Origin of the sequence: Acinetobacter sp. YH12135 (genome assembly GCF_013418565.1) — a bacterium.
GTDB lineage: Bacteria > Pseudomonadota > Gammaproteobacteria > Pseudomonadales > Moraxellaceae > Acinetobacter > Acinetobacter towneri.
In genome coordinates this window covers 128976-143509 of the sequence record NZ_VPBU01000002.1, presented here as the reverse complement: position 1 = coordinate 143509, position 14534 = coordinate 128976, and the positions used below count along the sequence as shown (strand labels likewise).

Genomic DNA, 14534 nt, shown 5'->3' with positions numbered 1-14534 from the left:
TTTCCTATCAATTCGCCCAGAAAATCTGGATTGCCCAGATTGCGTATGCAAAAACAGCAATAATCACTGCTGAAGTCAGCACTAGGCGTAAACCTGAAGCTGAAGGACCCATTTGACGAGTAGTCACATAGTCAGTGAATACTTGCCACATACCGATCCAAGCATGTGCAACAAGAGATAAGACTGCCAATAAAGACATAATCTTCATTGGTAATGTCATCATAAAGCCGTACCACTGTTCAAAGTTGAATCCACCGTTAAGAAGAATCCAACCAAATACCACAACGGTATAAACAGCAAGAACAACAGCACTAATACGTTGGATAAACCAATCGCGAGAACCTGAACCCGTTAAACCTGTAGCACTTTTCATTAGATTACAATCCATACAAATGCTGCAACGATACCGATAGCAGACAAGATCAATGAAATAGTAGCTGCAATGCGACCACTTTGCAGTTCTTCTGCAAAACCAAGGTCAGCAAGTAAGTGCTTAACACCAGCAATGAAGTGATAGATTAAGCCGGCTACAAATACCCATACGATAAAGCGCACAAAGAAACCGTTAAAAATTTCTTGAACTTGAGCAAAACCTTCAGGTGAAGACAAAGACTTGTCTAACAACCATAAAAGTACCGGTACGAGTAAAAATACGATGACACCAGAAAGACGGTGTAGAATTGATGCAATAGCCACGGGCGATTTTAAGTTTACTTCTAAAACTTGACCCATGGACAAATTGACAGGTCTGTTGCTTTTCACAGCGGGCATCCTGTAAGTAAAAACTCCATCCGGAGTTTGTTGGAATAAATTCGAAGGAAAGCTGGCATTGTTAGGCAAATTCATGCCTAACCTTAAAACGACACTGAATTATAAAACGTCAACTGTTAAAATACAAACAACTCTACTCGGCTTTTTGGCTAAAAAACCCTTAAATAAGAATCATTAACAAGTATAAAGACAAACCAATTACCATCCACAACCACACAAGCAAACATAAATCTATGTTTTTAAATAAATTATTAAAGTGAAAACTCTTGATGACACAATCAGTGGCTTTAGAATATTTAGACTAAAGATAAATTTGTACTTTGTTTTTCAGATGTTCTTCGGGTTTTCACATACTTATATATAAGTAGCAGCACTATATATGTGTGTACTCCACTGTTTGCAGCAATTTACAACCACAACACAAGACTCTTAGATCCAGACAGCCCATCACTTTGCTTTGGTCAAGGTACACCTGATCATGGATTAAACTTTAATGTCGGCACATACCTCAATCTTTTTATACAACTTATATTTACTTTAAACACCACACCTAAATAAATATTAAAAATGATAATCATCATGCGAATGAATGACTTATCCAGTATTTTTTGTATCTGTATGGATAAATAACCGCGCTTTATTCACAAAGATTTCATCATTTCCCACTCAAAATATGATGGATCATGGCTATTTTCAGGAGTTTAATCAGTCATTTTTTGATCAATCAATATCGAATTTAAATACCAGACTTACTGCCTATTACAAACAATCTGACCACCCTACCGTGTATGTAAAAACGTGTAAGTTATGAGAATTAGATAAATTTAAGTATTGGACTGAATCCTGCTAAAGAAATAGCACATCAAAACTAGTATTTAAAATTGCTTACAATTAATCCGTATTGATGATTTTTTTCTGCACATCCGACAAATTTTGACTTATGATACGGCGGCTGTGCTGTGATTTTATTGATTTTTTTACTGGAATTTTTTCGGCTTTTTCTATAAACAGTCGTCTGCTTAATCCATAAGTATAATTGACAAAATTTCAGTACTCTCTAATCTTAGAGCTAATTTTTAATCCGTCTGACTTGCGCATTAAAAGATTGATACTTCGAGTCAGATCAACATTCACCAGGACAGGAGATCTATTGAATGTCTGAAGCAACTGGCAAAAAAGCCGTATTACAGCTTGATGGAAAAGAAATTGAATTACCAATTTACAGCGGCACATTAGGCCCAGATGTAATTGACGTTAAGGATGTGTTGGCGGCAGGTCACTTTACTTTTGATCCTGGTTTTATGGCAACAGCGTCTTGCGAGTCTAAAATTACGTTCATTGATGGTAACAAAGGTATTCTTTTACACCGTGGTTACCCAATTGACCAATTAGCGACTAAAGCTGACTACTTAGAAACTTGCTACTTATTATTAAATGGTGAGCTTCCAACTGCAGAACAAAAAGCTGATTTTGACGCTAAAGTTCGCAACCACACTATGGTTCACGACCAAGTAAAACGTTTCTATAACGGTTTCCGTCGTGACGCTCACCCTATGGCAATCATGGTAGGTGTTGTTGGTGCGTTATCTGCGTTCTATCACAACAACTTAGACATCGAAGATGTTAACCACCGTGAAATCACAGCGATTCGTTTAATCGCGAAGATTCCTACTTTAGCGGCTTGGAGCTACAAGTACACTGTTGGTCAACCATTTGTTTACCCACGTAACGACTTAAGCTACGCAGAAAACTTCTTGTACATGATGTTTGCTACACCAGCAGACCGTGATTACAAAGTAAACCCTGTTCACGCTCGCGCAATGGATCGTATTTTCACGCTTCACGCTGACCACGAACAAAACGCGTCTACTTCAACTGTACGTTTAGCAGGTTCTACCGGCGCTAACCCATACGCATGTATCTCTGCAGGTATTTCTGCACTTTGGGGTCCTGCTCACGGTGGTGCGAACGAAGCTGTTCTTAAGATGCTTGATGAAATCGGCTCTGTAGAACACGTTGCTGAGTTCATGGAAAAAGTGAAGACTAAAGAAGTTAAACTTATGGGCTTTGGTCACCGCGTTTATAAAAACCATGACCCACGTGCGACTGTAATGAAGCAAACTTGTGACGAAGTACTTAACGACTTAGGTATCAACGATCCACAACTTGCACTTGCAATGGAACTTGAGCGTATTGCGTTATCTGATGAATACTTCATCAAGCGTAACTTATACCCTAACGTAGACTTCTACTCAGGTATCATCCTTAAAGCGATTGGTATCCCAACAGAAATGTTTACTGTAATTTTCGCACTTGCACGTACAGTTGGTTGGATCAGCCACTGGTTAGAAATGCACAGCGGTCCTTACAAAATCGGTCGTCCTCGTCAGCTTTACACTGGCCACACTCAACGCGACATCAACCGTTAATTCGGTCTGCGTTGTAGCATGTAAAACGACACGACAAAAAAACCACCTTCGGGTGGTTTTTTATTGCTTTTATTTAGCCGATAAAACTCGTTACTGCTTTACTTATTCCAAACAACCACCAAGCCACAAAATAAAATTTAGATCATTGCAGATTTAGGCTATATTTTTGATGTCAGCTACTTACAACTCATTTCTATGCTACAACTGCATTTATTCATTCTCAGCTTATTGATGCGACTGCTCAAACTAGATCAGTTTAGATGTCGAAGCCTAACTGCAATGGAAATACAGTTGTGCCAATCTGTGTTTGGCAATCTGATTGACTACAGCCAAGTCAAAGTCATGAACCATCCTTATTTGCCTTGGCAGCCACAGCACATTTTTATGGCCCCCTGTGGCTATATTCATGTGCGTAATCGGCATTATCTAGCCGACTACAGCCAAGCACACCGTGGCTATCAAGCGATCTTTATTCATGAGATGGCGCACATTTTACAGCATCAACATCACATCAATGTCTTACTGCGTGGTGCGGTATTGCAAACCGCGTATTTTTTGAGTTTTAAGCGTTACAATCCATATCATTATCGCTTAATTGAAGCGAAACCTTTTTTTGCTTACAACATTGAGCAACAAGGTGAAATTGCCAAAGATATTTTTCTTAAAAAAATAGACAATATTATTTTAAACAGCCCGCACCGCTCGACTTAGCTCACTCATCTTGGTACATGCTTATTTCACGAAAAACACATGCATCATACAACCTAAAAATATAATGCTTTTCAAATAAATAGCATAAAAATTCTGTCACATTTCAATGATATTCTTGCAGACAAGACAATAAAGTGTATTCGATGCTAGCATCTATTCTAAATTAAGATAAAATAGCAAAAGTCTCCATTTTTGCACTGCAAAATAAGATCTTTATCTGTTAGATAATAAATGGTTTTTATTTGTGCCTTTCGGCAGTCGTTTAATCCACAATACACTACGCTGAAATTTTTATAACAATAATCATCAGCCACTTACGTGTATTCTACACCTATAGGAATAGGACTTAATTTAAATGAAATCTTTTAAAATTGCCCTTGCACAGTTCTCTCCACACATTGGCAATCTCGAAGCAAACGCGCAAAAAATGCTTGAACAAGCAAATGAAGCGAAAAAACAACATGCAGATTTGATTATTTTTCCTGAACTTTCAATTTTGGGCTACCCTGCAGAAGATTTATTACTGCGCCCAAGCTTGAATCAACGCACACAACAAGCATTTGAACAATTACGTGAAATTAAAGATATTGTTTTAGTTTTCGGCTTTGTCAATGAAACTGAAGATGGTCAGCGCTTTAACTCGGCTGCCGTCATGAAAGATGGCAACATCTTAGGTATTTACAACAAGCAAAATTTACCAAATTATGCTGTATTTGATGAAAAACGCTATTTTGATGAAGGTCATCAACACTTAGTTTTTGAATACCTTGGTCATAAATTTGGCGTTTTGATTTGCGAAGATTTATGGTCTTTGCCAACCGTGCAGCAATTGGCACAGTTGAATGTAGAAACTGCATTGGTCTTGAACGCATCGCCTTATGAAGTGGGTAAACCGCAGCATCGTGTACAGACCATGACCGAACTGGCAAAACAATTACATCTCAATGTGGTGTATGTAAACCAAGTTGGCGGTCAAGATGATTTAATCTTCGATGGTACGAGCTTTGTGATTAACCAAGCAGGCAATGTTGCATTACAAGCCCCAACCTACCAAGAAGGTTTATTCTACGCAGAATATGACGCTGCACAGAAGCACTTTAAAACTGCCGAAATTAGCCCAGCTTTAGACACCCTTGCAGAAATCTATCAAGGTTTAGTATTAGCAACCCGTGACTATGTGCAACGCTCTGGCTTTCCAGGTGTAATTCTAGGCTTGTCGGGTGGAATTGATTCAGCGCTCACTCTTGCTATTGCGGTTGATGCAATTGGTGCAGATAAGGTACAAGCGGTAATGATGCCATACACTTATACCGCGCAAATTAGTGTGGAAGATGCTGCAGAGCAAGCCAAAACTTTAGGCGTGACTTTTGGTATTGCCGAAATTCACCCGATCGTAAATAGCTTTATGCAAACGCTGTATCCTTTCTTTGGTAACAGCCCTAGCGATACCACAGAAGAAAATCTACAAGCCCGTGCCCGCGGCACAATCTTAATGGGTCTGTCGAATAAGTTTGGTAACCTCGTGCTTTCTACAGGTAACAAATCTGAGTTAGCAGTTGGCTATTGCACGCTTTATGGCGATATGGTCGGTGGTTATGCGGTACTCAAAGATGTGTACAAAACCATTGTGTTTGAACTGGCTAAATACCGTAACAGTATTGCCGATACTCCTGTGATTCCTGAGCGTGTGATCACGCGCCCACCTTCAGCAGAATTACGTCCTGACCAAAAAGACCAAGATTCTTTACCACCATACGAAGTGCTCGATGCGATTTTGTATGCGTATATTGAAGAAGATCAGAGCCAAGAAGACATCATTAGCAAAGGCTTTGAACGCGCGATGGTCGAGAAAGTCATTCAATTGGTTGATCGCAACGAGTACAAGCGTCGCCAAGGTGCATTAGGACCACGTATTAGTTCACGCGCTTTTGGTCGTGAACGTCGCTATCCGCTCGTTAATGGTTGGAAAGCAGGGATTTAACGCTAAAGCATTGCTTAAACAAAGATATAAAAAACCAAGCTACGGCTTGGTTTTTTTGTACCTGCCATTAAACCAATGCTGCAAAAAGTAGCCTAAAATTTTGACATAAAAAAAGACCAAGCTGAGAGCTTAGTCTATAAAAATGGTGGCTATGACGGGACTTGAACCTGTGACCCCCGCATTATGAGTGCGGTGCTCTAACCAACTGAGCTACATAGCCATAAACTGTGTGCGCATTATCTAAACTTAGCCCTGCATCGTCAAGTATTTTAATTTACAAACGCTCACAGTTTAAGCAAAAACAGTGCAATTTGTTTAATTTTAATCAAATTACTATTTTCTTACGGAGATTCTTAAATATTTGCAGCAAAATCTATATCAAGTCACACAGAAAAAAGAGAATAAATTCAACCATGATCTTGAAGTCTATAATACTGAATAGCCTTGTTGTTGGCTTAAGTTCCTGCGCTTTGGTTTCACCTATTTTTGTAGATTACAACGGTGTACGGCGTGATGTTGCGCAATTTATTAATTCTAAAATGAGTTATAGCATCGCAGACCGACGTGTCTTGGTTGCTTATGCCAAAGGGCAGCAAAAGATTTTAACGGCACATCAACTCAATGCTGCAGCGCAGCAACAACTGGCTTATGAGCGTGCTGTAGGGCGTTATTGTGCATCACAACACATTTCGCTAAAAAAATTAAATCAGGTCGATGCCAAAATTTTTGCTCACTCTGATCAACAAGCCAATTGGCAACAGATTCAAAACCTACAAATGCAGATTCAACTGGATACAGCTCAAATAGATTGCACAGACAAATTTTAAACAAAAAAAAGACCACGTTAGTGAACGTGGTCTGAAAAATGGTGGCTATGACGGGACTTGAACCTGTGACCCCCGCATTATGAGTGCGGTGCTCTAACCAACTGAGCTACATAGCCAAAAACTGTGCGCGCATTATCTGCTGTAATCTAGGTAACGTCAAGCCTTATCACGCATCAATTGCTTAAAATTTGGTGAAGTGAACCGATAAGCCGGGTTCTGTCGAGAACGATCATTCCTCTAGGCGTACAATCACTCATACGCTCAAGCGACCTACCCGAATCCAGTACGGGCCGTACCTCAGGATTCCTATTTGGTCTTGCTTCTGGTGGGGTTTACCATGCCATGAACTGTTACCAGCCATGCGGTGCGCTCTTACCGCACCCTTTCACCCTTACCTTCAATTTCTTCCGAAAAAGAAACCATACGAAGGCGGTCTACTCTCTGCTGCACTTTCCGTCGGCTCACGCCGCCCAGGCGTTACCTGGCACCCTGCCCTATGAAGCCCGGACTTTCCTCCCCTGTTTCAGTCACGGAGACCTCCACAGCAGCGATCGTCTGGTTCACTTCGAAGGCGCATCTTAGCAAAATTATAAGTTAATTGCTTGCGCTTTTTTGAGCAATCAGTTTTTTATATTTTTCCAGCAATTGTTCCTGTGTTTCTACATGCTCTGGATCGAGCGGAATACAATCGACTGGGCAAAATAACTGACACTGCGGCTGCTCGTGATGTCCTACACATTCAGTACATAATGCTGGATTAATCTCATAAATCAGCTCACCCATATAAATTGCCTCATTTGGGCATACAGGTTCACAGACATCACAGTTAATACATTCATCGGTAATATATAAAGACACGCTACCAACCTTGTCGTAATTTACGCTCAAAGGCTTCGACCACAACAGGTGCAACAAATTTAGTCACATCACCTTTTAAGCGTGCAATTTCACGAACTAATGTAGAAGAAATAAATGAATATTGCTCTGAAGGAGTCAGAAATACCGCTTCATATTTCGCATCTAATTGACGGTTCATATTTGCCAACTGAAATTCGTATTCAAAATCTGAAACAGCACGCAAACCACGCAAAACTGCAGTCGCATTTTGCTCACGGAAAAAATTAACCAATAAACCATCAAATCCGACAAATTCAACATTAGGCAAATGCTTTAAAGATGCCTGTGCCAATTCCACACGTTCTTCCAAAGTAAAAATTGGATTTTTATGATGTCCAATGGCAATTGCGACCACGACTTCATCAAACATTTTTGCAGCACGTGTCACCAAGTCAATATGACCATTAGTAATCGGGTCAAAGGTGCCCGGATAAATTACGCGAGTTTTAGACATCCATTATGCTCTAGTTGGTTTTGTCAAAGTTAGTTTAACAAATACAAAAAATTTTAGTGAACTAAAGTCTACCAAATTATGAAATATCAAAGCAGTTTAGCCAACAGTTGTGATGATTTTGATTTGTCAGCAAGCCTTGGTTTGAGGCACAATAGTCATAAGTTTGGAAGTAATTGAATATGGCGAAGCTAACTGTAGTTAAAAAAAATACGGGCGGAACAATTGCACAGAATAAACGTGCACGCCACGATTATTTTATTGAAGAAAAATTTGAAGCAGGACTTTCTTTGCAAGGTTGGGAAGTCAAATCTTTGCGTGCAGGACGTATGACTATTACCGAAAGTTATATCCTGTTTCGTGACAATGAAGCCTTTTTATTTGGTGCACAAATTCAACCACTCTTGTCGGCTTCAACGCATGTAGTGCCTGAAGCGACCCGTACCCGCAAACTCTTACTTTCACGACGTGAAATTGAAAAGTTGATGGGTGCAGTCAATCAAAAAGGTTATTCTTGCGTACCTTTAGCATGTTATTGGAAAGGCCCTTTAGCGAAGCTTGAAATTGCTTTGGTGAAAGGTAAACAATTGCACGATAAACGCGCTTCTGAAAAAGACCGCGATTGGCAGCGTGATAAAGCACGTTTGATGCACAAATAATTTTGCACATTCCGCCCATAAAAAATGCTCGAGATCAACATCGAGCATTTTTTATGGAAGTTGTAAAACTAAAAATGCTTAGTCTTTAAGTTTTAATTCCACCAAATATTTACCAAATTTGACTGCAGTTTCCAAATCACCTTCGGGTGGCGTAACTTCAACACTGGCATTATCAGACTGCGTCATTAAACCCAAAAAGCTCGACATGCGGTTAATATCGTGTGGACTACGCCCTGTCGGCATAAACGGTAAACCTGACCACAACATGCCATGCTGCATCGCAAATAAATTAATTTGTTGCAGCACCGCCAGTTTATCGCCACTTAAACCACCGCCATTGGTAAAACCTGCCGCCAGTTTGCCCTGCCAAGTTCTGGCCAACCAACGCTTAGACGATTGCTCCATAAACTGTTTTAAAGCCGAAGTAATGCTGCCCATATAAGTTGGACAGCCCATAATGATAATATCGGCTTGATCTAGGCTATCCCATTCAATTTCAGCCACATCCATCAAAGTCACCTGAGCATCCATTTGCGCAGCACCTTGTGCAATATGCTGTGCCACCTTAGCAGTATGACCATAAGGACTGTGATAAACCACCGCCACACGAATAGCAGCGCAAGAAGATGTTGAATGAGTCACTGACATGAGAATGTTTAAAACCAAATAATTAAGTCAAGTTTAACACTAAGCCTGCATAAACACGAATGTTGCCATACGTCCTGTACGTGCTTGACGGCGGTAAGAATAGTAATCATCGGCTTGTTGATACGAGCACTGATCACCGCCCAAGACCGTTGTAACACCATGCTGCTGCAAAATAAAACGCGCGATCGCATACAAGTCAGCAAGATATTTACCTTGCTGCTGCCCTGCAATAAAAGCCGTGTCTAATTCAGGATATTTATCGCAAAATGCCTGTTTCACCTCAGCCCCAACTTCAAAACACGGCTGACTAATAGCCGCACCCAACCACGCCCATGTTGGAGCACTTTGCATTTCGACGATGGTGTTTTCGATAATACCGTTGGCAAGACCACGCCAGCCTGCATGCAGATTCGCAACCTCAGTGCCTTCGGCATTGCCCAAAACCACAGGTAAACAGTCTGCGGTCATCATCATTAAAGCATGCGCTTTACGCTGAGTGACCAAACCATCGCCTTCTAAAGCTTCACAAGTGATTTGCTCATTAATGGTCTGACACAACACGCTATGTGTTTGCGTCATCCACGTCATTTTATCGACCCCATATTCAGCAAACTCTGCCAGTAAACTCATACGATGCTGCTGCACACGCCATGCATCATCCTGCACATGCAGCGCCAGATTAAAACCAGATACATCGGCACAGTCTGTCGCTAAAGCTTGCACATGTTGTATGCGGGTTTGCCCAACATACACACCTGCAGGTAATCCTTGAACAAATTGCATAAATCTATCCTTAGTCGTTTTCTGGCATTGCCGTATCTGAGTTGATCTTGTTAATGCTGTCTATGCAACAATTAATAGGCAGCATTTTCACTGCGTAACACGTCTACCAATTGTTTAAAGTCTTCAGGCCACGGCGCTTCAAACATCATTTCTTCTTGAGTACGTGGATGCACCAAACCGAGTTTGACGGCATGTAAGGCCTGACGTTTAAAGTTACGCAAGGTATCGTTTAATAATGCCGATGCGCCTGCTGGCACACGTACACGTGGCGTATAAACAGGATCGCCAACCAAACCATAACCAATATAACTTAGATGCACACGAATTTGATGAGTACGTCCAGTTTCCAAACGCGCCTGAACACGAGTGAAATGCTGAAAGCGTTCTTTAACATTGTAATGTGTGACGGCGTCTTTGCCGCCCGGCAAAACAGCCATTTTCACTCGATCTACAGGATGGCGTTTAATCGGCTCATCGACAGTGCCTCCCGCAATCATGTTGCCGTACACCACCAAGTCGTATAAACGATAAACTGACTTTTTCGCCAGTTGCTTGGTCAAGGCAAACTGTGCTTCCAGATTTTTGGCAACCACCAGCAAACCCGAAGTATCTTTATCAATACGATGCACCAAACCTGCACGAGTTAACTCTGCCGATTTTGGATAATGATGCAGCAAGGCATTTACCAGAGTTCCAGAGCTATTTCCCGCCCCCGGATGCACCACCATACCCACAGGTTTATTAATCACCATGATGTCATCATCTTCATAAATAATATCCAGTGGAATATCTTCAGGTAGGCTGCGGGTTTGCGCTTCAAGCTCGACTTCTAGGGTAAGAAGCTCATCACCTTCACACTTATATTTAGGTTTGACCGTGTTACCATTTACCAACAAATGACCGTCTTTGAGCCACTGTTTTAGCTTTTCACGTGAAAATTCACTCCAAATGATGGCTGCAACTTGGTCGATGCGTAGTCCTAAGTGGCTGTCATCCAATTGAAATTGCAACGATAAACGTGTTGCAGTTGAGTCTGAAGTATGGTTATCTGCATCCTCAGCATCTTCAAGTAAATTGAACTCAGTTTCAGGTAAATTGGAATGGGTAGATTGTGCTTGACTCATTTGCTCATTCAGACAAAAGTGGTTTAATAGCGCAATTGTAGCTCATTGCCCGTATTAACAGAGGAATTTTTATGTCGCTACCACGTTATAAAATAACAATGCTTGCTCTTTCACTCGGCGTTGCGTCTGCAATTGTGGGCTGTAGCAGCAATCCAAAAAAAGAAGTGGTCGATACTGGTCCGCAATCTAGCGAACAGGTTTATATTGAAAAGGCAGAAAAAGCACTGGATCGTGGTCAATACACCGATGCCGTTAAGCATCTTGAAGCTTTAGAAACCTATTATCCAACGGGTGATTATGCGCAGCAAGCGCAGCTTGAATTGTTGTATGCAAAATTCCAGCAAAAAGATTATGAAGGCGCAATTGCTGTTGCAGATCGTTTTATCCGCATGAACCCGCAGCATCCTAAAGCCGATTATGCCTACTATGTACGTGGTGTGGCGAATATGGAACAAAACTATGATGGTTTGTTGCGTTATACCTCGCTCAAGCAATCACACCGTGATGTTAGCTATTTAAAACTGGCCTATCAAAACTTTGTCGATTTTATCCGTCGCTATCCATCAAGCACTTATGCGGTAGATGCTGCACAGCGCATGCAGTTTATTGGTCAGGAACTGGCGGAAGCCGAAATGAATGCGGCACGTTATAACATTAAACGTAAAGCATGGGTGGCTGCAGTAGAGCGTTCATTGTGGGTAGTTGAGCATTATCCGCAAACTCCGCAAATTCCAGAAGCGTTGGCAACGGTGGCTTATGGTTATGGCAAACTGGGCGATCAAGCCACAGCTCAACAATATATTGATGTGTTGAAACTGAACTATCCAAATTTGGTTAAAGCAGATGGTAGCGTGAATTTACGTGCTGCCCGTCATGACGCAAGCTGGATTAACCGTGCAACTTTGGGTATTTTCGGACGTGAAGCGCAAAGCAGCACTGAAACACAACAGTCAGATACTAAAGCACAAGCAGAGCCATCACGCAGCCTCACCAACCGTTTGAGTTTTGGCTTGCTCGATCGTCCAAAATCTCAAAACGACAGCACTGAATAAAACCATTCCGACTGATTTTTCAGTTTTGAAAAATGCAAAGGGCAAGTTATGATACTTGCCCTTTGTTCTTTTATGGGCTTGTTTCCTGTCCTAGAAAAAGATACAAAAGAGAATACTCATTGAGTCAATCAGCACAGTCTGATGTATTCAACCTGTTCGGCGAACCTTTCACTACCAAGAGATAACAGACAAAACCGTATGGCCATTCCACAGCACACGATTGATCAAATTTTAGATCGCACTGATATTGTCGATCTGATTAGTCAGCGCGTGAAATTAAAAAAAACTGGTCGTACCTATTCGGGCTGCTGCCCGTTCCATCAGGAAAAAACCCCGTCTTTTCACGTTTACCGTGACAAGCAGTATTATCATTGCTTTGGCTGTCAGGCAAATGGTAACGCCATCCGTTTTTTAATGGATATTGATAACCGCAATTTTGTAGATGTCATGAAAGACTTGGCCAGTCAAACAGGCATCGAACTCCCAAAAGATCAGCACGACAATAAAAAACTCTCTTATAAACGTGAAGCCAAAAAGCCAACACCGATAGCTCAACCCAAACCAACAGCAAAAGACCAGAATGAAACTTCTGCAGCTCAAACCACATCAAGCGAACATACTTTTGAAGCTTCTGGCATCGACTTTGATCCTTTTGCCGAGTTTCAAAGTGCTGAATACGCAAACTCGGAATTTCAAAACAATGCCGACCCGTTTGCAGGTTTTGAGCAATGGGACACCATGCAGGACACACCTGCACAAGAAGGCAACTTATACGACTTGCTAGAAAATATAGCGCAATATTATGAGCAGCAATTGCCGCACAGCCCTGCCGCGCAACAGTATTTTCAAAAACGTGGTTTAACCGCACAAACCTTGCAGTTTTGGCGCTTGGGTTACGCACCCGAAGATTGGCAGCATTTAGAAAAAGCCTTTCCGCAAGACATTGCAGGTTTAAAACTGCTAGGCTTAATTCGTACCAGTGACAAGGGACGTGACTTCGATTTATTACGTGATCGGGTGATTTTTCCAATCCGTGACAGCAAAGGACGTGTGGTCGGCTTTGGTGGTCGCGCACTTAATGATGAAATCAAACCCAAATACATCAACTCGCCCGATTCGGAAGTGTTTCATAAAAACCAATTGCTCTATGGTTTATATGAAGGACGCAAACAAAAAGCCCAAGATTATTTAATGGTCGAAGGCTATATGGATGTGATTGCCTTGCAGCAATACGGCATTCATGGTGCTGTAGCGACACTCGGTACAGCCAGTAATACCGATCATTTAAACATTCTATTCCGCCAAAACAACCGCATTACCATCGCGTTTGATGGCGATGCCGCAGGTCAAAAAGCCGCACGTCGTACACTGGAAATTGCACTGCCTTTGCTCAATGATGGACGTGAACTGAAGTTCTTTGTTTTACCCAATGAGCACGACCCTGACTCACTTATTCGTCGTGAAGGCATCGAAAATTTCCGACGTTTATTAGATCAAGCACCTTTGCTATCAGATTTTGTCTTTGCGCATCTCACCCAAAACCATAATATCAGTACCCCTGAAGGCAAAAGTCAGGTCATGGGTGAACTGCGGCAGTTGACCGAACTTTTGCCCAAAACGGGTTCTTATCGCTATTTGCTGCAACAGTTTTTCCGTGAAAAGTTAGGCTTTAACCGTAAATGGCAGGCACAGACCAATAACGATGCATCTTTGAGTTTTAGCACCAAAGTCGATGCCGAAGAATATGTGATTGCGATTCTAATCAATCACCCGTATTTGTATATTCACTTTGAACCGTTACGTGCGCTGATTCCAAATGATCATCTGCTACACCAAATCTTAAATATTTTAAATACTATTTTTGATGATCTACCCGATGATCCTGAACAAGCCAAATATTATATTTTGGGTGCATGCTCAGCGTATCACTATGAATTACAGCGCATTTTACAACAAGCCAATGTCAGTGATTACACGACTTCTCCTGAACACGTCGATAAATTGGCGCAGGATTTTTCAACCAAATTGCAATACGACTGCTTACAGCAAAAAATTCGCTCCAAAAAATTCAGCAGCATTGAAGAAATGAAGCGCTTGAAACATCAAATTTATGAAATTGATAAAAAAAGATCGCTGACCTTGTTAGAGGAATAAGCGATCTGATTAGATTAAGTTTGTATCATCAAAAATCTTTTTTGTGA

14 protein-coding genes, 2 tRNA genes and 1 other RNA gene are annotated in these 14534 nt (G+C 41.3%); 7 read left to right on the top strand and 10 right to left on the bottom strand.

Annotated features, from left to right (window positions below; translation table 11 throughout):
- Positions 1-7: 7 nt before the first annotated feature.
- Together sdhD and sdhC are read right to left on the bottom strand one after the other, a co-directional pair.
- The gene (gene sdhD / locus FTU70_RS02425) at positions 8-373 is read right to left on the bottom strand and encodes a succinate dehydrogenase, hydrophobic membrane anchor protein (protein ID WP_004972200.1); all 366 of its coding nucleotides are present in this window, start codon (positions 371-373) and stop codon (positions 8-10) included.
- Positions 373-771 carry a succinate dehydrogenase, cytochrome b556 subunit gene (gene sdhC / locus FTU70_RS02420; RefSeq protein ID WP_026438062.1) on the bottom strand — a complete coding sequence of 133 codons (399 nt, stop codon included), beginning with the start codon at positions 769-771 and terminating at the stop codon, positions 373-375. Before sdhC ends, sdhD begins: the two co-directional genes overlap by 1 nt.
- 1154 nt (positions 772-1925) lie before the next feature.
- Between sdhC and gltA the strand changes: the two genes are divergently transcribed.
- The 3 genes from gltA to FTU70_RS02405 all read left to right on the top strand — a co-directional run bounded on the left by gltA (position 1926) and on the right by FTU70_RS02405 (position 5892).
- Positions 1926-3200 carry a citrate synthase gene (gene gltA, locus FTU70_RS02415; RefSeq protein ID WP_004972202.1) on the top strand — a complete coding sequence of 425 codons (1275 nt, stop codon included), beginning with the start codon at positions 1926-1928 and terminating at the stop codon, positions 3198-3200.
- Positions 3201-3395: 195 nt separating this feature from the next.
- Positions 3396-3911 (top strand): hypothetical protein, encoded by a 516-nt coding sequence (locus FTU70_RS02410; RefSeq protein WP_004972203.1) that lies wholly within the window; start codon positions 3396-3398, stop codon positions 3909-3911.
- Between the two features lie 355 nt (positions 3912-4266).
- A complete protein-coding gene (locus FTU70_RS02405) occupies positions 4267-5892 on the top strand; it encodes an NAD+ synthase (RefSeq protein ID WP_004972204.1) in 1626 nt (541 codons plus the stop codon).
- A 143-nt stretch (positions 5893-6035) separates the two neighbouring features.
- Here the strand turns inward: FTU70_RS02405 and FTU70_RS02400 are convergent.
- Positions 6036-6112 (bottom strand) — tRNA-Met (locus tag FTU70_RS02400).
- Between the two features lie 193 nt (positions 6113-6305).
- Here FTU70_RS02400 and FTU70_RS02395 point away from each other — a divergent pair.
- The gene (locus FTU70_RS02395) at positions 6306-6719 is read left to right on the top strand and encodes a hypothetical protein (RefSeq protein ID WP_179996279.1); all 414 of its coding nucleotides are present in this window, start codon (positions 6306-6308) and stop codon (positions 6717-6719) included.
- Between the two features lie 39 nt (positions 6720-6758).
- On the opposite strand, the gene FTU70_RS02390 is transcribed toward FTU70_RS02395, so the two are convergent.
- From FTU70_RS02390 to coaD, 4 genes are all read right to left on the bottom strand, one after another.
- Positions 6759-6835 (bottom strand) — tRNA-Met (locus FTU70_RS02390).
- 73 nt (positions 6836-6908) lie between these two features.
- Positions 6909-7286: RNase P RNA component class A (rnpB, locus tag FTU70_RS02385), an RNA gene on the bottom strand.
- Between the two features lie 27 nt (positions 7287-7313).
- On the bottom strand, positions 7314-7577 hold the full coding sequence (locus FTU70_RS02380) for a YfhL family 4Fe-4S dicluster ferredoxin (RefSeq protein WP_004972206.1): 264 nt from the start codon (positions 7575-7577) through the stop codon (positions 7314-7316).
- Position 7578: 1 nt separating this feature from the next.
- Positions 7579-8070: a pantetheine-phosphate adenylyltransferase gene (gene coaD / locus FTU70_RS02375; protein ID WP_004972207.1), complete on the bottom strand. Its 492-nt coding sequence runs from the start codon at positions 8068-8070 to the stop codon at positions 7579-7581.
- A gap of 179 nt (positions 8071-8249) precedes the next feature.
- Between coaD and smpB the strand changes: the two genes are divergently transcribed.
- Positions 8250-8726: an SsrA-binding protein SmpB gene (gene smpB, locus FTU70_RS02370; RefSeq protein ID WP_004972209.1), complete on the top strand. Its 477-nt coding sequence runs from the start codon at positions 8250-8252 to the stop codon at positions 8724-8726.
- Positions 8727-8804: 78 nt separating this feature from the next.
- Here smpB and FTU70_RS02365 read toward each other — a convergent pair whose 3' ends face one another.
- The 3 genes from FTU70_RS02365 to rluD form a co-directional block, all read right to left on the bottom strand.
- On the bottom strand, positions 8805-9374 hold the full coding sequence (locus FTU70_RS02365) for a flavodoxin family protein (RefSeq protein ID WP_004972210.1): 570 nt from the start codon (positions 9372-9374) through the stop codon (positions 8805-8807).
- 39 nt (positions 9375-9413) lie between these two features.
- Positions 9414-10157 carry a peptidoglycan editing factor PgeF gene (gene pgeF / locus FTU70_RS02360; protein ID WP_167845845.1) on the bottom strand — a complete coding sequence of 248 codons (744 nt, stop codon included), beginning with the start codon at positions 10155-10157 and terminating at the stop codon, positions 9414-9416.
- Positions 10158-10228: 71 nt separating this feature from the next.
- On the bottom strand, positions 10229-11281 hold the full coding sequence (rluD, locus tag FTU70_RS02355; protein WP_004972212.1) for a 23S rRNA pseudouridine(1911/1915/1917) synthase RluD: 1053 nt from the start codon (positions 11279-11281) through the stop codon (positions 10229-10231).
- Positions 11282-11352: 71 nt separating this feature from the next.
- On the opposite strand from rluD, the gene FTU70_RS02350 reads away from it, so the two are divergent.
- Both FTU70_RS02350 and FTU70_RS02345 read left to right on the top strand, forming a co-directional pair.
- Entirely contained in the window at positions 11353-12333 is a 981-nt protein-coding gene (locus tag FTU70_RS02350) for an outer membrane protein assembly factor BamD (RefSeq protein ID WP_154320974.1), read from the top strand.
- 198 nt (positions 12334-12531) lie between these two features.
- Entirely contained in the window at positions 12532-14487 is a 1956-nt protein-coding gene (locus FTU70_RS02345) for a DNA primase (RefSeq protein WP_131260678.1), read from the top strand.
- The last annotated feature ends 47 nt before the right edge of the window (positions 14488-14534 follow it).

What these genes read in the sequence shown, in the direction of transcription:
- sdhC (WP_026438062.1), bottom strand. Translation starts at nt 771, where the DNA reads ATGCCCGCTGTGAAAAGCAACAGACCTGTCAATTTGTCCATGGGTCAA.
- FTU70_RS02395 (WP_179996279.1), top strand. Translation starts at nt 6,306, where the DNA reads ATGATCTTGAAGTCTATAATACTGAATAGCCTTGTTGTTGGCTTAAGT.
- gltA (WP_004972202.1), top strand. Translation starts at nt 1,926, where the DNA reads ATGTCTGAAGCAACTGGCAAAAAAGCCGTATTACAGCTTGATGGAAAA.
- pgeF (WP_167845845.1), bottom strand. Translation starts at nt 10,157, where the DNA reads ATGCAATTTGTTCAAGGATTACCTGCAGGTGTGTATGTTGGGCAAACC.
- rluD (WP_004972212.1), bottom strand. Translation starts at nt 11,281, where the DNA reads ATGAGTCAAGCACAATCTACCCATTCCAATTTACCTGAAACTGAGTTC.
- FTU70_RS02405 (WP_004972204.1), top strand. Translation starts at nt 4,267, where the DNA reads ATGAAATCTTTTAAAATTGCCCTTGCACAGTTCTCTCCACACATTGGC.
- FTU70_RS02365 (WP_004972210.1), bottom strand. Translation starts at nt 9,374, where the DNA reads ATGTCAGTGACTCATTCAACATCTTCTTGCGCTGCTATTCGTGTGGCG.
- FTU70_RS02350 (WP_154320974.1), top strand. Translation starts at nt 11,353, where the DNA reads ATGTCGCTACCACGTTATAAAATAACAATGCTTGCTCTTTCACTCGGC.
- smpB (WP_004972209.1), top strand. Translation starts at nt 8,250, where the DNA reads ATGGCGAAGCTAACTGTAGTTAAAAAAAATACGGGCGGAACAATTGCA.
- sdhD (WP_004972200.1), bottom strand. Translation starts at nt 373, where the DNA reads ATGAAAAGTGCTACAGGTTTAACGGGTTCAGGTTCTCGCGATTGGTTT.
- coaD (WP_004972207.1), bottom strand. Translation starts at nt 8,070, where the DNA reads ATGTCTAAAACTCGCGTAATTTATCCGGGCACCTTTGACCCGATTACT.
- FTU70_RS02410 (WP_004972203.1), top strand. Translation starts at nt 3,396, where the DNA reads ATGCTACAACTGCATTTATTCATTCTCAGCTTATTGATGCGACTGCTC.
- FTU70_RS02345 (WP_131260678.1), top strand. Translation starts at nt 12,532, where the DNA reads ATGGCCATTCCACAGCACACGATTGATCAAATTTTAGATCGCACTGAT.